General features: G+C 67.2%; 11 protein-coding genes. 7 read left to right on the forward strand and 4 right to left on the reverse strand.

All coding sequences use genetic code 11. The annotated features are described in order from the left end of the window. Positions 1-126: 126 nt before the first annotated feature. The 3 genes from ABDW59_RS11285 to ABDW59_RS11295 all read left to right on the forward strand — a co-directional run bounded on the left by ABDW59_RS11285 (position 127) and on the right by ABDW59_RS11295 (position 9,739). Positions 127-1,566 carry a ShlB/FhaC/HecB family hemolysin secretion/activation protein gene (locus ABDW59_RS11285; protein ID WP_343629871.1) on the forward strand — a complete coding sequence of 480 codons (1,440 nt, stop codon included), beginning with the start codon at positions 127-129 and terminating at the stop codon, positions 1,564-1,566. A gap of 22 nt (positions 1,567-1,588) precedes the next feature. Then, a complete protein-coding gene (locus ABDW59_RS11290) occupies positions 1,589-5,647 on the forward strand; it encodes a filamentous hemagglutinin N-terminal domain-containing protein (RefSeq protein ID WP_343629872.1) in 4,059 nt (1,352 codons plus the stop codon). An 84-nt stretch (positions 5,648-5,731) separates the two neighbouring features. Then, on the forward strand, positions 5,732-9,739 hold the full coding sequence (locus ABDW59_RS11295) for a filamentous hemagglutinin N-terminal domain-containing protein (protein WP_343629874.1): 4,008 nt from the start codon (positions 5,732-5,734) through the stop codon (positions 9,737-9,739). Positions 9,740-9,742: 3 nt separating this feature from the next. Here the strand turns inward: ABDW59_RS11295 and ABDW59_RS11300 are convergent, their stop codons facing one another. Further along, positions 9,743-10,810: an RNA methyltransferase gene (locus ABDW59_RS11300; RefSeq protein WP_343629875.1), complete on the reverse strand. Its 1,068-nt coding sequence runs from the start codon at positions 10,808-10,810 to the stop codon at positions 9,743-9,745. A 68-nt stretch (positions 10,811-10,878) separates the two neighbouring features. Here ABDW59_RS11300 and ispD point away from each other — a divergent pair, with 68 nt between their 5' ends. From ispD to ispF, 3 genes are read left to right on the forward strand one after another with little or no spacing between them, the layout of a single operon-like run. Further along, positions 10,879-11,607, forward strand: coding sequence for a 2-C-methyl-D-erythritol 4-phosphate cytidylyltransferase (gene ispD, locus ABDW59_RS11305; protein WP_343629877.1), 729 nt, complete (start codon positions 10,879-10,881; stop codon positions 11,605-11,607). Beyond that, positions 11,604-12,359 carry a type I methionyl aminopeptidase gene (gene map, locus ABDW59_RS11310; protein WP_343629879.1) on the forward strand — a complete coding sequence of 252 codons (756 nt, stop codon included), beginning with the start codon at positions 11,604-11,606 and terminating at the stop codon, positions 12,357-12,359. Before ispD ends, map begins: the two co-directional genes overlap by 4 nt. A gap of 46 nt (positions 12,360-12,405) precedes the next feature. Next, positions 12,406-12,903 (forward strand): 2-C-methyl-D-erythritol 2,4-cyclodiphosphate synthase, encoded by a 498-nt coding sequence (gene ispF, locus ABDW59_RS11315; protein ID WP_343629881.1) that lies wholly within the window; start codon positions 12,406-12,408, stop codon positions 12,901-12,903. Positions 12,904-13,197: 294 nt separating this feature from the next. Here the strand turns inward: ispF and ABDW59_RS11320 are convergent, their stop codons facing one another. Together ABDW59_RS11320 and ompR are read right to left on the reverse strand one after the other, a co-directional pair. Then, positions 13,198-14,523 (reverse strand): ATP-binding protein, encoded by a 1,326-nt coding sequence (locus ABDW59_RS11320; RefSeq protein WP_343629882.1) that lies wholly within the window; start codon positions 14,521-14,523, stop codon positions 13,198-13,200. Positions 14,524-14,527: 4 nt separating this feature from the next. Then, entirely contained in the window at positions 14,528-15,256 is a 729-nt protein-coding gene (gene ompR, locus ABDW59_RS11325) for a two-component system response regulator OmpR (RefSeq protein WP_067067815.1), read from the reverse strand. 230 nt (positions 15,257-15,486) lie between these two features. Between ompR and ABDW59_RS11330 the strand changes: the two genes are divergently transcribed. Further along, entirely contained in the window at positions 15,487-16,227 is a 741-nt protein-coding gene (locus tag ABDW59_RS11330) for an SIMPL domain-containing protein (protein ID WP_343629885.1), read from the forward strand. A gap of 102 nt (positions 16,228-16,329) precedes the next feature. On the opposite strand, the gene ABDW59_RS11335 is transcribed toward ABDW59_RS11330, so the two are convergent. Then, a complete protein-coding gene (locus ABDW59_RS11335) occupies positions 16,330-17,100 on the reverse strand; it encodes a 3-hydroxybutyrate dehydrogenase (RefSeq protein WP_343629886.1) in 771 nt (256 codons plus the stop codon). Positions 17,101-17,140: the final 40 nt, after the last annotated feature.

The raw sequence follows: 17,140 nt of genomic DNA on the forward strand, positions 1-17,140 counted from the left end.
TTGATGTCCGTCCAGGCCGTCGCTGCCCCGCCGGGACACGCGGCGTCCGTCAGTGGCGCGTCCTCTGCGGCAGCGCCGTCGCCGCAGACCGGACCCGCGCCGCGTCTGCGCATTGAGGGCGTCACCGTGCTCGACGCACAAGCCTTGACCGAGCAATGGCAAACCGCGCTCGACGCACAAGCTGATCGGCGCGATTCCGGCGCGCTGGAGGCGATTGCCCGATCGGTCCAGGCGCAGGTGCGCGCGGCGGGCCGCCCCTTCGCCCGCGTCTTCGTGGCGGCGAGGCATCCGACGGACGAGACGGTGCGTCTGGTCGTCGTGGAAGGTCGCTATGGCCGCGTGGATCTGCGCGGCGGCATGGCCGAGGAGGCGTCGGCATGGTTCGACGACCTCAAGCCCGGACGCCCCATCGGCGACGAGCTCCAGCGCCAGGTGCAGGCGGTCTCACGACTGCCGGGCGTGACGGTGAGCGCGGGTCTGGGCCCTGGCGACAAGACCGGCGAGGGCGACGTGGACCTCACCGTCGAGCAGTCGCGCCGGTGGGCGCTGGATCTGCGGGCGGACAACCATGGCAACCGCCATGCGGGCGCGGTGCGAGCGAGCGCCGCGGGCCATGCGAACGGGCTGCTGCTCTTCGGGGACCGGTTGACGGCGAGCGGCGGGCGCAACAGCGGCAAGGGCTGGGAGGGCGCGGCCGCGTATCAGGTGCCGGTCGGACGGCGCGGCACGCGGGCCTCGCTGTCGGCCAGTCACCACCATTACGAGCTGGGCGGCGAGTTCACCCGTCTGGGCGTCCAGGGCCAGGTCGACGCGGCGGGTCTGACCTTCACCGTGCCTTTCAACACCCGCGGACCGGGGTCGTTGAGCTGGCAGATTGGCGCGGAGGCGCGCCGCATGCAGCACCGGCAGACCGCGGTGGCGCTGATGGACCGGCGTGAAGCGTTCGCCGTGACGACGGGCTTGCAGGCCGTGCTGTATCCGACGGCCGGCATGGCGGCCTGGGGCAGTGTGTGGATGGAGATGGGCGACGTGCGCTTGAAGGACGCGTCGGCCGCGCGTTTCGACGCCGCGACGGTGCGCGCGGCGGGGGAGTACCTGGTGCTGTCCGTCGACGCGTCGCTGCTCAAGCAATGGGACGCCTGGGGGCTGATGCTGCGCGGGAGCGGGCAGATGGCGGACAAGAACCTGGATGCGTCGCGCAAGTTCTCGCTGGGCGGCGCGCGCAGCGTGCGGGCTTGGCCGCTGGGCGAGACCTCCGGGGATCACGGCGCGCTGGCGCAGGCGGAGCTGCGCTATCGCTGGCGGGCGCTGGAACCCTTCGGTTTCATGGACGTGGGCCGGGTGCGGTTCAACCATACGTCGTGGGAGACCGGCAAGGCCGCGGCAGCGGCGCGTGTTGGGCGGACCTTGGCGGGCGCGGGGGTAGGGCTACGCTGGCGGCATGGCGCCTGGAGCGCGGAAGGCACGGCGGGATGGCGGCTGGGAACGGCGGAGCAGCGGCGGTCGACCTCGGATCCGAGGGGACGGGCGCCGCAGGTGTGGGTCAGCGTGAGTTATGCGCTGTGAAGCGCCGCGGGAGAGCATGAGCATGGACATTCGAAACAGCCGAGGACAGGGGCGCGTAAGCGCGCGGACGCGGGGATTGGTCGCGGCGATGGCGGCGGCGGGCCTGCTGACGCTGGCGGGGCCGGCGTTGGCGTCATTGCCGCAAGGCCATGAGGTGAGGGCCGGGCAGGTCGTTCCGGAGACCGTCGGCAACACGATGACGATCAGGCAGACCTCGCAAGCGGCCAAGCTCGATTGGAAGAGCTTCGACATCGGCAAGGACCACGCGGTGCGCATCGAGCAGCCGAATCGGGAGGCGTTCATCGTCAATCGGGTGACGGGAACGACGCGGAGTCAGATCGACGGATCGCTGACCGCGAACGGGCGGGTCTATCTGGTGAATCCGAATGGGGTGGTGTTCGGGTCGGAGGCCAAGGTCGACGTGGGGGGCTTGGTGGCGGCGGGGGTGAGGCTCGCGGATGAGCAGATGGCGGGCGAGCGGGAGCCGCAACTGACGCGCAAGGGCGCGACCGGCGACATCGAGCATTCAGGCTTGATCGTCGTGCGCGAGGGTGGGGTGGCGCGGCTGGTCGGCGGGGAGGTGAACCTGCGCGCCGGGAGCAGCGTGCGTGCCTCAGGGGCGGACGTGGTGCTTGAGGCGGATGCCACCCGAGAGAGCGGAGGCTCCGTGCGTATGGAGAAGGGCGCCGCAGTCTATGCGTTCGGCGGTAAGGTTTTCATCCACAACGAACATGTCTTGGCATTGGGGAACATCAGGACCCATGACCTGAATATCTCCGGGATATCCGGGATTGGCTACTACCAGCTCAAGCGAAAGGCGTATGACGGCACTCGCCGCGCAGTGGGGGATGGCGCACGCTTCAGCCGCGTGCGGTTCACCGATGACAGCACGCTTCGACTGGCGTTCGAGTTCAACGATCTCCAGCCGGGCCTGCAATCAGCCACTCCCAAGATCGAGTTCAAGGATTGGCTTGGAAGCGTAGTGGACACGGCAGGGCATCTTCCACCCAACAGGAACGCCACGGCGACCATCGAGATGCCAGGCTCCCACTTTGCCCGCCAGCGCATCGACCTCCCCCAACTCGAGAAGACGCTGGTCGGCGACGTCACCGTCGGCGCACCGGTGGACAAGACGCTGACGATCACGCAGCGGGACGACTATGCGGTGCTGGACTGGAAGTCCTTCAACGTGGCCGAAGGGCACGCGGTGAAGTTCGTTCAGAAGGACTCGCAGGCCCTCGCGGTGAATCGGATCAACGACACGGAAGGCAGTCGGATCCACGGGCGTATCGATGCCAATGGGCGGGTGTTCCTGTTCAACCCGGAGGGTGTGCTCTTCAGCAGGACGGCCGAGGTGAATGTCGGCGGGTTGGTGGCCGCGGGATTCGCGCTGAGCAACGAACAAGTGCCGTACTCGCGGGAAGCGTGGGCCTTGAGCAGTCAGTCGACCACGGCGAGCGTAGTCAATGAAGGTCGGCTCAATGTCAGAGGGGGGGACGCGACGCTCGCGAGTCCGGCAGGCCTCCGACAGGACGGCGTCATCGACATGGTCGGTGGCACCGCAAGTCTCATCCGGGCTGGGGCGTTCAAGGTGACGCGAGCGGGGGGATCGATCGAACCGTCCGTCCTCGCCACGACCCAGGACGGCACCTTGCATCGCGGTCGCACGCGCGCGATCGAGGGCGGGAACATTCGCTTGTGGGACTGGTCGCCCAACAACCTCAATGGCCCCATTGATCGCGATGGCCGATGTCCAGTTCAGCTGTTGCTGTCAGGGGCCATCGAGGTCATCGGTCAAGGAGCGCTGCAGATCATCGCGAAGCAAACGGCGCGGATCGAGGGCCAGCTTCGGCCAGGACGACAGATCGATCTGCAAGGACTTTGGACCGTGTCGCCCGAGTCTGCAGAGGATGGCGAGATCTCCGGTCGGCGCGTCGCCTCATGGCTGGACGTGGGAAGTCAGGTTCGGATCGAGCATACGGGCGTGGTCTCGGGGATCAACGACGACATCAGCGCCGATGGAACCGAAGACAGCAGTCTCACCATCCACAACGTCGGCGGCGGATTGCACCTGCACAAGAACATCAGACTGCGTCGCGGCAGTCTGACATTGAGGTCGACGGACGACCTGATCGAGATGGATAAGGGAACATCCATCGCCACTCCCGGCGGCGGGACACGGCTGATTGCCGGTGGGCCGCTGACCTTGTCCAGCGTGAGCGCCAAGTCGCTTGCGGTCGAGGTGCCCCTGGCTCTCAAGTTCCAGGCGAAAGACAAGGTCTACAACTCGGACCGGGTCGCCGAGCCCGAGGAACTGACTTTCAGCGGCATCGAGATCCACGACGGCAGCAACCTGTCCCTGCTCAAGCGCTATCGCTACGACAGCGCCGAGGTCGGTGAGAAACGCGTCGTATCGCCGCACTTCGCGATCAAGGGCTTCAACGGGGACGTCGAGGCGCCGCTGAAGGTGACCGTCGATCCCGAGTCGATCACGACGGCGCGGATCCTTCCCAGCCCTCTACCCGTCATGGGCGAGACACCAAGCGGTATTGGCGATCGCGCGATCGCGTCTTCGCCGAACACGACGACCATCACGCAGAAGACGCCCTACCTGTGGATGGACTGGCTGTCGTTCGACATCGCCAAGGATCATTCGGTGGTGTTCAAGCAGGACCGGCCGGACTGGCTGGCCGTCAATCGCGTCACGAGCGCCAGACCGTCGGTCATTGACGGCAGTCTGCGCGCCGATGGCCGGGTCTATCTGCTCAATCCGAACGGCATCACGTTTGGATCGACCTCGAAGGTGGATGTCGGCGGGCTGGTCGCGGCGGCGATGACGGCCCCCGACGACGCGCTGATGCGCGCTCCCACGCCGCTGGCCTTGTCGGGAAGCGGCTCGGCGGAAGTGGCGAATCATGGCGAGATCAAGATCGCCAAAGGCGGGGTAGCCACGCTCGCCGCGCCGGGTGTGCTGACGCAGGCTGGGCAGGTCACCGCCCCAGAAGGTGCGATCCATGTGGCCAGCACCGAGCGGATGACAATCGATGGCCAGGGAAAGATCGCGCAGGTCGACGGCGAAAGGCTGGAGGTGAGGCACGCCGGGACGACCTCCGCGAACGACGGCGAGGTGGCGATCTACGGCGGACAGGATGATGTGATCGACGGCGTTGTAGAGGCGAAGGGACGGGGGCGGATCGAGTTGGCGGGGACGCTTGCTCCTTTATGGGATCTGAAGGGTGAGATCCTGCCGGGTGAAGGCATGCTCCTGTCGGAGGTCGTCTACCGGGTTGGCCAGCGCGTCAGTTCAGGCATCGTGTCATCCGAGCAACTTGCTCAATGGCTGAATGCCGGCTCCGACGTGGAGTTCCGGCCGACATTTGGCATTGTCATGGACGACGACATCGAGACCAAGCCTGATGCTTCGGGTCGATTGACCTTCTCGGCAGAAGGCTCCCTGGATCTCGCCCGAATCAAAGTGCCACGTTTGACAATCCAGACGCCCTTGCGCGTGGCCTTCGATGCCAGAGACAAGACCTTCGACGGATCGACCCGTTCCGAGTTTGATGGCCTCGAGATCAATGGCGTGCGCCTCCGCGACGGCAGCAACCTGCGCCTGATCCCGACCTTCGATTTCGACAGCGCCGACCCCGGAGAGCGCCTCGTCTCCGCGAGGGTCTTTTTGACCGGCTATCACGGCGATGAGAAGCAAGAGCTGCAGGTCATTCACGATGACAGCCCGGAAGGGCTGAGGCGGCGCACCGCGACGATCTTTCCGAAGGTGGATCCCGGTCCGATGCCGGATCCGGATGGGACGCCCGGCCCAGGGCCGGAGCCAGTGGTGCCCGGTGTCCCGGATGAGAAGCAGAAGGCCCACGTAATCCCCGCCACGCCCCTGCGCGCGGCGAAGCGGGGATCGCTCGCCGTCGACGGCGGCTGCATCGTCGATCGCGACGAGCGTCAACCGCCGGGACGTCTCTGCGAGCAGCGTCTGTCCGACGGGCCGCGGGATCGGCCGGTCGTCGTGCGGAGCCGTGAGATCCGCCTGAACGAAAGCAACCCATCCCCCAAGCACGCGCCTTGATCCGGTCGCGGATCGACGGCGCTTGGGTGGGCGGGAAAGAACGGGTCAGCGTGAGCGATGCGCTGTGAGGCGCGGCAGGAGAGCATGAGCATGGACATCCGAAGCATTCGGGGACAGGGGCGTATCAGCGCGCGGACGCTGGGATTGTCGGCGGCGATGGCCTTGGCCGGTCTGTTGACGCTGGCGGGGCCGGCGCTGGCGGCCTTGCCGCAAGGACACGTCGTGATGCATGGCCAGGCGGTGCCGGAGGTCGTCGGCAACACGATGACGATCCGGCAGACCACGCAGGCCGCCAAGGTGGATTGGAAGAGCTTCGACATCGGCAAGGACCACGCGGTGCGCATCGAGCAGCCGAATCGGGAGGCGTTCATCGTCAATCGGGTGACGGGGACGACGCGGAGTCAGATCGACGGATCGCTCACCGCGAACGGGCAGGTCTATCTGGTGAATCCGAATGGGGTGGTGTTCGGATCGGAGGCCAAGGTCGATGTGGGCGGCTTGGTGGCGGCAGGGGTGAGGCTCGCGGATGAGCAGATGGCGGGCGAGCGGGAGCCGGAACTGACGCGCAAGGGCGCGACCGGCGACATCGAGCATTCAGGCTTGATCGTCGTGCGCGAGGGTGGGGTGGCGCGGCTGGTCGGCGGGGAGGTGAACCTGCGCGCCGGGAGCAGCGTGCGTGCCTCAGGGGCGGACGTGGTGCTTGAGGCGGATGCCACCCGAGAGAGCGGAGGCTCCGTGCGTATGGAGAAGGGCGCCGCAGTCTATGCGTTCGGCGGTAAGGTTTTCATCCACAACGAACATGTCTTGGCATTGGGGAACATCAGGACCCATGACCTGAATATCTCCGGGATATCCGGGATTGGCTACTACCAGCTCAAGCGAAAGGCGTATGACGGCACTCGCCGCGCAGTGGGGGATGGCGCACGCTTCAGCCGCGTGCGGTTCACCGATGACAGCACGCTTCGACTGGCGTTCGAGTTCAACGATCTCCAGCCGGGCCTGCAATCAGCCACTCCCAAGATCGAGTTCAAGGATTGGCTTGGAAGCGTAGTGGACACGGCAGGGCATCTTCCACCCAACAGGAACGCCACGGCGACCATCGAGATGCCAGGCTCCCACTTTGCCCGCCAGCGCATCGACCTCCCCCAACTCGAGAAGACGCTGGTCGGCGACGTCACCGTCGGCGCACCGGTGGACAAGACGCTGACGATCACGCAGCGGGACGACTATGCGGTGCTGGACTGGAAGTCCTTCAACGTGGCCGAAGGGCACGCGGTGAAGTTCGTTCAGAAGGACTCGCAGGCCCTCGCGGTGAATCGGATCAACGACACGGAAGGCAGTCGGATCCACGGGCGTATCGATGCCAATGGGCGGGTGTTCCTGTTCAACCCGGAGGGTGTGCTCTTCAGCAGGACGGCCGAGGTGAATGTCGGCGGTTTGGTGGCCGCGGGATTCGCGCTGGCGGACGCTCAGGCGAAGGACGCGACGCAACCGTGGATGCTGAAGAGCACCTCGGAAACCGCGCGTGTGGTGAATGAAGGCTTGATCCGCGTCGCGGAGGGCGGCGTGGCCACCTTGACCGGGCCCGCATGGGTGCAGCAGGTGGGTTGGATCGACGCGAAGCGAGGGGCCGTGAGGTTGGTCCGCTCGGGAACGGTCGAGATGACTGCCCAAGGGCGTGCAATGTCGGACAGACTCAGCGGTGGCCCTGGCGAGTTGTTGCACACCGGGCGGACACGGACGCCGGGCGGAACGTTGACGCTCAAGGACAACGCGCCTCAACACCTTCGAGGCTCCGGTCTGATAGACGTTGGCGAAGGCGGAGATCTGATCTTCGATGCGCCCTATGGGGGCTGGTTCGATGCCCATGTGCGGCCGGGGAAAGGGATCAAATTTAGCTCCTATACGTGGTCGATCGTTGACGCCGCCAACGCGGACCAAAGCTCGACGTTAGCTTCGAGATCGATCGACTCTTGGCTGAATGCCGGGGCAGATGTCCAGATCGTTTCATCGGCTAACTCGTTGCTGGTGAACGCACCGATTCAAGCCATCGGAACGGATCGAAGTCGCTTGACGCTGGACGGTGATCTCGGCGTACGTCTGAATGCCAATCTGCAGCTGAGGAACGGGGATCTCCTGATCCGGTCGACAGAGGGCGAGATCGAGATGGATAAGGGAACATCCATCGCCACTCCCGGCGGCGGGACACGGCTGATTGCCGGTAGGCCGCTGACCTTGTCGAGCGTGAGCGCCAAGTCGCTTGCGGTCGAGGTGCCCCTGGCTCTCAAGTTCCAGGCGAAAGACAAGGTCTACAACTCGGACCGGGTCGCCGAGCCCGAGGAACTGACTTTCAGCGGCATCGAGATCCAAGACGGCAGCAACCTGTCCCTGCTCAAGCGCTATCGCTACGACAGCGCCGAGGTCGGTGAGAAACGCGTCGTATCGCCGCACTTCGCGATCAAGGGATTCAACGGGGACGCCGAGGCGCCGCTGAAGGTGACCGTCGATCCCGAGTCGATCACGACGGCGCGGATCCTTCCCAGCCCTCTACCCGTCATGGGCGAGACACCAAGCGGTGTTGGCGATCGCGCGATCGCGTCTTCGCCGAACACGACGACCATCACGCAGAAGACGCCCTACCTGTGGATGGACTGGCTGTCCTTCGACATCGCCAAGGATCATTCGGTGGTGTTCAAGCAGGACCGGCCGGACTGGCTGGCCGTCAACCGCGTCACGAGCGCCCGACCGTCGGTCATTGACGGCAGTCTGCGCGCCGATGGCCGGGTCTATCTGCTCAATCCGAACGGCATCACGTTCGGATCGACCTCGAAGGTGGATGTCGGCGGGCTGGTCGCGGCGGCGATGACGGCCCCCGACGACGCGCTGATGCGCGCTCCCACGACGCTGGCCTTGTCGGGAAGCGGCTCGGCGGAAGTGGCGAATCATGGCGAGATCAAGATCGCCAAGGGCGGGGTGGCCACGCTCGCCGCGCCGGGAGTGCTGACGCAGGCTGGACAGGTCACCGCGCCGGAAGGTGCGATCCATGTGGCCAGCACCGGCCGGATGACGATCGATGGCCAGGGAAAGATCGCGCAGGTCGACGGCGAAAGGCGGGAGGTGAGGCACACCGGGACGACCTCCGCGAACGACGGCGAGGTGGCGGTGTTCGGCGGGAAGCGCGACGTGATCGACGGCGTGGTCGAGTCAAAGGGGCGAGGGCGGATCGAGTTGGCGGGGACGGACGTCGAATGGGATCTGAAAGGTGAGATCCGACCCGGTGCGTCCTTGCTCTTGTCAGAGGTCGTCTACCAGGTCGGCGAGCCCGTTAGGTCAGGCACCCTGTCGTCCGAGCAACTTGCTCAATGGCTGAATGTCGGCTCCGACGTCAAGATACTTCGGAGAGAATACAACTTCTACGCGGAAGGAGACATCGAGGCCAAGCCCGAGGCATCGGGTCGGTTGACCTTCTCGACAGATGGCTACCTGTACCTCGAGCGAATCAAAGTGCCACGCCTGTCAATCCAGACGCCCTTGCGCGTGGCCTTCGATGCCAGAGACAAGACCTTCGACGGATCGACCCGTTCCGAGTTTGATGGTCTCGAGATCAATGGCGTGCACCTCTACGGCGGCAGCAACCTGCGCCTGATCCCGACCTTCGATTTCGACAGTGCCGATCCCGGTGAGCGCCTCGTCTCCGCGAGGGTCTTTTTGACCGGCTATCACGGCGATGAGAAGCAAGAGCTGCAGGTCATTCACGATGACAGCCCGGAAGGGCTGAGGCGGCGTACCGCGACGATCTTTCCGAAGATGGAGCCCCTGGTGCCCGCGGTGAAGCCGACGCCGCGGCCTGGCCCTGATCCGCAACCGACGCCCACACCCGACGTGAAGCCCAGACCCGATCCCTCCCCGGTCACGCCCGACCGCATCGCGCTGCCCTCGGGCGCCCTGGCCGCGATCGCCTGCGAGGAACGCCGTGAGGCGGATCCCCGCGCCATCTGCGACGACGCAGCCGATCCGCCGCCCGCGTCGTCCCCGCCGTCGGTCAAGCTGCGCGGCATCCGCCTCCCGGCCGACGCGCGACCACCACGCTGAGGCTCAGCCCGCCGGCGTGATCGGGATCGATCTCGACGCGCCGCGGGTCTCGCGCATCGACGCGGGCGAGACCTCCAGGCTCCTCGCCCGCAGCTGCCCGCAGCCGCCGTCCACGTCCTGCCCCGCCGAGTCCCTCAGCTTGGTCAGCACCCCACGCTCATGCAGCCGCCGTGCGATCGCGCGCGCCTTGTCCCAGTCAGGTCGCACGAACGGGAGCTCCGGCACGCTGTTGTAGGGAATCATGTTCAGCACGCCGTACTTGCCCTTGAGCAACTCGACGATGCCGTCCATCTCGTCCTCGCCGTCGTTGACGCCCTCGATGAGCGTCCACTGGTACTGGATCGGATAGCCGCTGGCCCGCGCATAGCGCTCGCCGGCCTCGACGATCTCGCGCGGCGTCAGGCGCGGCGCGCGCGGCAGCAGATCGCGTCGCAGCTCGGGCTTGCTCGTGTGCAGCGACAAGGCCAGCGCCGGCTTCACCGGCCCCTGCGCCAGTCGCTCGAAAGCGCGCGGATCGCCGACCGTCGAGAACACCAGATTCTTGTGACCGATGTTCCCTTCGAGCCCCAACAGTTCGATTGCCTCCATCACCGCTTCCAGGTTGTGCGAGGGCTCGCCCATGCCCATGAAGACGACCTTCTTGACCGCGCGCTCGTGCCGCGCCAGCGCCACTTGCGCGACGATCTCGGCGCTGCTGACCTGCCGCAGCAACCCGTCCTTGCCGGTCATGCAGAAGCGGCATCCCACCGCGCAACCGACCTGGCTGGACACGCACAGTCCGTCGCGTGGGAGCAGCACGCTCTCCACCGTCTGACCATCGATGAGCCTGACCAGCAGCCGCGCCGAGCCGTCCTCGCCGGGATGGCGCTCGACCAGCGTGGCCAGGCCGTGCAGCTCGTCCATCAGCGCGGGCAGCGCCTCGCGCACCGCCAGCGGCAGGTAGTGCTCCAGCTGGCGCCGGCCCTGCGTCAGCGGCCGCGCCTGCACCCAATGCCGCAGCACGCGCCCGGCGTGGGCGTCGTTGGCGCCCAGGGCGGTCAGGCGGTGTTTGATGTCGGCGATGGAGAACACGGTGGGCGGGCAGGGCGATCGCGGAAGGCGCCGATTTTCGCCGATCGCCCTCCCTACAATCGCGCCCCATGACTTCCTTTCCGATCGGCCTGACGCCGCGCTGCTACGCGCTGGTGCCGGCCGCCGGCGTCGGCAGCCGCTCCGGCGCCGATCGCCCCAAGCAATACGTGCCGTTGGCCGGCCGCGCCCTGATCGCCCACACGCTGGACGCGCTCTCGCAAGTCGCGCGCATCGAGGCCACGCTGGTCGTGCTCTCGCCCGACGACGACCAGTTCGAGGATGCCGTGCCCGGCTTCGCCGGCGAGCGCGGCTGGATCGCGCGCGAGGGCGGTGCCACGCGGGCCGACTCGGTCGCCGCCGGCTTGCGCGCGCTGCGCGAGCGCGGCGCTCAGCCGCACGATTGGGTGCTGGTCCACGACGCCGCCCGCTGCCTGCTACGTCCCGAGTGGGTCGATGCGCTGATCGACGCCTGCGATGACGATGAGGTGGGCGGGCTGCTCGCGCTGCCGGTGGCGGACACGCTCAAGGACGCCGCCGTGGCCGAGGGCGCGGGACCGCGCGTGGCCGCGACCGTGGACCGCCGCGGCAAATGGGCCGCGCAGACGCCGCAGATGTTCCGGCTGGGCCTGCTCGCGCCGGCGCTGGCCGGACCGCTGGACGGCATCACCGACGAGGCCAGCGCCATCGAGGCGCTGGGCCATGCGCCCAGGCTGGTCGAAGCCTCGATCGAGAATTTCAAAGTCACCTATCCGGCGGACTTCGCGCTCGCCGAACGCCTGTTGAGGAGCCGCGCATGACCATCGAATCCGACGACGACATCCAGGGCCTGAAGCAGGCCGGCGAGGCCGTGGCCACCGTGCTGCGCCGCATGCTGGACGCGATCCGGCCCGGCATGAGCACGGGCGAGCTGGACGACATGGGCGCGCGCTGGCTCGAGGAATTCGGCGCCAAGTCCGCGCCGCGCGTCATGTACGACTTCCCCGGCGCCACCTGCATCAGCATCAACGAGCAGGCCGCCCACGGTATCCCCGGCAGCCGCGTGATCCAGAAGGGTGACGTGGTCAACGTGGACGTGTCGGCCGAGCTGGGCGGCTACTTCGCCGACACCGGCGGCACGCGCATCGTCCCGCCGACCTCGCCGACCAAGACCCAGCTGGTCTTCGCCGCGCAATACGCGTTGGAGCAGGCGATGAAGGAGGTCAAGCCCGGTGCCCGCCTGAACCGTATCGGCCATGCGATCGAGCGCGTCGCCAAGGCCCACAAGTTCAAGATCATCGAGAACCTGTGCAGCCACGGCGTGGGCCGCTCGCTGCACGAGGAGCCCAAGACCATCCCCGGCTACTACGACGCCGGCGACACGCGCATCCTGGAAGAGGGCATGGTCATCACCATCGAGCCTTTCCTCTCGACCAAGAGCCGCTGGGTGGACGAGGAGGCCGACGGCTGGACCCTGTCCGGCGTGAAGGGCAATCTTTCCGCGCAGTTCGAGCACACGATGATCGTGACCCGCGGCGGACCGCTGGTGGTGACGCATCCGCGCGCGCAGTGAGCTTGACCGAGCTTCCGAAAACGACGACCGAGAGACCGCAGCGTCCATGAACTTCAACATCCGCATCGGCGAGGGCTGGGACACGCACCAGCTCGTCGAGGGCCGCCCGCTGATCCTGGGCGGCGTGACCATCCCGCACACGCACGGCCTGCTGGGCCATTCCGACGCCGACGCGCTGGCGCACGCCATCACCGACGCGCTGCTGGGCGCCGCGGCGCTGGGCGACATCGGCAAGCTCTTCCCCGACACGGCGGCCGAGTTCAAGGGCGCCGATTCGATGGTGCTGCTGGACGAGGCTTATCGCCGCGTGCAGGGCAAGGGCTGGGTGATCGGGAACATCGACACGACCATCGTCGCGCAGGCGCCCAAGATGGCGCCGCACATCGACGCGATGCGGCGTCGCTTGTCGGATGTGCTGGGCGTGGCGATCGATCAGATCAATGTGAAGGCCAAGACGGCGGAGAAGATGGGGCCGGTCGGCGAGGGGAAGGCCATCGAGGCGCGTGCGGTCTGCCTGCTCGTGCGGCAGCATGCCGACTCTTGAATGAGGGGTCGAGCCACGTGAGTCCGTGGATGACTCCCTCTTTCAGGTACTCGCTCTCCGACTGACTCCCTCTCCGAATGACTCCCTCTCCCGCGGGGCGGGAGAGGGCAGGGGAGAGGGTGGGAACGCTGCACTACGCCAGAGCCCGAAGACCCTCTCCCCCGCCCTCTCCCGCAAGCGGGCGAGGGGGCCACGCGAGCCCTCTCCCGCAAGCGGGCGAGGGGGTAAGGCGGGCGTTGTCGCGCAAGCGGGTGAGGGTGGGCGCGTCGCAGGACCCCGGTCCCGCGCGGCCGCTCAGACACTCGCCCGCTTGAGCCTCAACTGCGCCACAAACCCGCTGTCATCCGCATTCGCCAACCGCAGCTGCGCGCCCAGCCGCTGCACCGACTTCTCCACGATCGCCAGCCCCAGGCCCGCGCCGTTGGCCGCGGTCCGCGCGCTGTCGCCGCGATAGAAGGGCGTGGTCAGCTTGGCCAGCTTGTCCGGCGGCACGCCCGGACCGTGGTCCCGCACCGTCAGCAGCACCCAGGCGCTGTCGGCCTCGGCCACGACTTCCACCCGCGCCGGCTCGTCCTCGAAGCGGCCATAACGGCGCGCGTTCTCGAACAGGTTCAGCAGGATGCGGCCGAACTCCGTCGGATCCGTCCAGATCCGCAGCGCTGCCGAGAAGCGCACCGAGATCTGGATCTGCTGCGGATCGCGGAAGCCCTGCGCCTCGCGCTCCACCAGCTCGCGCAGGTTCAGCGCCTGCAGCTGCAGCTCGCTGGGCCGCGCGTAGTCCATGAACTTGTTGATGATCGCGTCGAGCTGGTCGATGTCCTGCGCGATGTAGGTCCGCGCCTGCTCGTCGTTGACGCTCATCTCCGCCTCGAGCCGCAGCCGCGCCAGCGGCGTGCGCAGATCGTGGGAGATGCCCGCCAGCATCACGCTGCGGTCCTCTTCCATCTTGGCCAGCTCGCGCGCCATCCGGTTGAAGCCCATGTTGACCTCGCGGATCTCGCTGGTCAGGGTGCTCTCGTCCAGGCGCGAGTCGTACTCGCCCTCGCGGATGCGGCTGGCGGCGATGGACAGCTCGCGCAGCGGCTGGTTGATCAGCCGCGCGATCGCCGCCGCGCCCAGCAGCGACGCACCCAGCGCGATCGCGATCCACCACCAGTTGCTGGAGAAGCTGGTCGACAGCGGCGCCGGATTGGTCTGCAGCCAGAACTGGTCCGGGCCGACGTCGAAGCGGACCCACAGGCCCGGCACGCCGTTGAGCCCGCTGGCCAGCACCGTCTGCGGCCCCAGACGCGACACGAGCTCCTTGCGCAGGCGCTGCGCGAAGGGGCTGTTCTCATACGGGAGCCAGCGGTCGGTGGCCTCGGCCACCTCGACTTGCACCGCCTCGCTGCGCGCCAGCGACTTGACCACCGCCACGCGGTTGATCGCGTCGGTGCTGGACAGCGCCACGCGCGACAGGTTGACCAGACCGGCCAGCTGCTGGGCGGCCTCCAGCGCCTTGGGCTCGGCCTCCAGGGCCTTGAAGGTCTGCTGCCAAGCCAGCACACCCGCGGCCAGCAGCAAGGCCAGCAGCGCGAAGGTGCGCCAGAACAGGTTGAGCGCCAGACGGGGCGGCGTCACGGGATCAGGCCGCCTCGTCGGGCACGAACACGTAACCCACGCCCCACACGGTCTGGATGAAGCGCGGTTGCGCCGGGTCTTCCTCCAGCAGCTTGCGCAGGCGCGAGACCTGGACGTCCAGGCTGCGGTCGAAGGGCTCGAACTCGCGGCCGCGGGCCAGCATGGCCAGCTTGTCGCGCGACAGCGGCTGGCGCGGGTGACGCACCAGGGCCTTGAGCATGGAGAACTCGCCCGTGGTCAATGGGACCGGCTCGCCGTTCTTGGCCAAGCGGCGAAGCGCCAGGTCGAACTCGAAGGGGCCGAACTGGACCGTCATCGGTTCCTTGGACGGGGCGCCCGGCGCTTCCGGCGGGGGACGGCGGCGCAGCACCGCGTTGATGCGGGCCAGCAGTTCGCGCGGATTGAAGGGCTTGGCCAGGTAGTCGTCGGCGCCCACTTCGAGCCCGACGATGCGGTCCACTTCCTCGACCTTGGCGGTCAGCATGATGATGGGGGTGCTGTCGCCGGCGGCGCGTAGGCGGCGGCAGATCGACAGACCGTCCTCGCCCGGGAGCATCAGGTCCAGGACGATCAGATCGACCGTCTCGCGGGTCAGCTGCTTGTTCAGCGCCTTGCTGTCCTCGGCCAGCAGGACTTCGAAGCCTTCCTGCGCCAGGTACCGGCGCAGCAGGTCGCGGATGCGGGCGTCGTCGTCCACGACCAGGATGCGGTTGGGGCGGGTTGGGCTTTGCATGGCGAGGCCACTCCTGAATTTGTAACAGCGGGACTTTAAGGGCAGTTTTTCCCCGGTTTTGCTGGATGCAGCAGTCCTTACGGGTTGGTTACATCTTTTGTAACAGGCGCACGGACGCTCTACAAGGTCTTCACAAAACGCACACGAACGGTGCACGACAAGGGTCAACCGTGAACGAATGCTCAGCCGTTATGCTGGCCGCCCCCAGGCACAACTACGGAGGAACCCTGATGATCCGAACTTCCAAGACCAAGGCGCTCACCCGCGTCCTGCTGGCCGCCGGCGCCGTGGCCCTGGTCCCCGCCGCCGCGCAGGCGGAAGCCCCCCGAACCGATCTGCTCAACCTGAGCGCCTCCGCCACCACCGAAGTCCCCCGCGATCTGCTGCAGCTGCGCTTCTCGACGACGCGCGAAGGCAAGGACGCCACGGCGGTGCAGAACGAGCTCAAGACCGCGCTGGACGCCGCGCTGGCCGAAGCCCGCAAGATCGCCAAGCCCGGCCAGGTCGAGCTGCAGGCGGGCAACCTGTCCGTCTATCCGCGCTACGGCAACAGCAAGACCAACTCGGGCTCGCCGCAGATCACGGGCTGGCAGGGCAGCGTCGAGCTGCTGGTGCAGGGCCGCGACATGGAGTCGATCTCGCGCCTGAGCGGCAAGATCCAGACGCTGGCCATCGCCAACGTCAGCTACGGGCTGTCGCGCGAGGCCCGTGAGAAGGCCGAAGGCGACGTGGTGTCGCAGGCGATCTCGGCCTACAAGGCCAAGGCCGCGAGCTACGCCCAGCAGTTCGGCTACGCGAACTACCGGATCGGCGAGGTCAGCGTGAACGCCGATCAGCCGATGCTGATGCAGGCCGCGCCGCGCTTCAAGGCCGTGGGCATGTCTGCCGGCGCGGACGAGGCCCTGCCGGTCGAAGCCGGCAAGGCCACGGTGACGGTGAACGTCAGCGGCAACGTGGTGATGACGCGCTGATCCCGCGCCTCGCATGAACGACAACGCCCGGCATGACCGGGCGTTCTTCATGGGCGTGATCCAGAAGGATCAGGATGCGCTCTTGGCGCGATCAGCCTGTGATCACTGTGCCGTCCAGCCGCCGTCCATGGCCCAGGCCTGGCCGCGCACGTTGATCGCCGCGTCCGAGCACAGGAACACCGCCAGCGCGCCCAGTTCCTCCGGCGTCGTGAACTGCAGCGAGGGTTGCTTCTCGGCCAGCAACTGGCGCTTGGCCTCGGCGGGATCGAGCTTCTCGTTCTGGGCGCGGGTGTCGATCTGCTTCTGCACCAGCGGCGTCAGCACCCAGCCCGGGCAGATGGCGTTGACGGTCACGGGGAGCTGGGCGGTCTCCAGCGCCGCCGCCTTGGTCAGGCCGACCAGCCCATGCTTGGCCGCCACATAGGCCGACTTGCCGGCCGAAGCCACCAAGCCGTGCGTCGAGGCGATGTTGATGACGCGACCCCAACCCTTCTTCTTCATGCCCGGGAGCGCCAGCCGCATGGTGTGGAAGGCCGAGCTCAGATTGATCGCGATGATCGCGTCCCAGCGGTCGGCGGGGAACTCGTCGACGTTGGCGACGAATTGGATGCCGGCGTTGTTGACCAGGATGTCGCAGCCGCCGAAGTCCTGGTCGATGTAGCTCATCATGGCCTCGATCTCGGCCGGCTTGCTCATGTCGGCGCCGTGATAGCCGACCTTGACGCCCAGCGCCTCGATCTGGGCCTTGGGGCCTTCGTGGTCGCCGAAGCCGTTGAGCACGATGTTGGCGCCTTGCTCGGCCAGGGTCAGGGCAATCCCCAATCCGATGCCGCTGGTCGAGCCGGTGACGAGCGCCGTCTTTCCTTTCAACATGCGAGGTCCTCTTCAGGGTTGTTAGGATGGGTGCAAAGGA

Source organism: Roseateles sp., assembly GCF_039595295.1.
Classification (GTDB): Bacteria; Pseudomonadota; Gammaproteobacteria; order Burkholderiales; family Burkholderiaceae_C; genus Roseateles.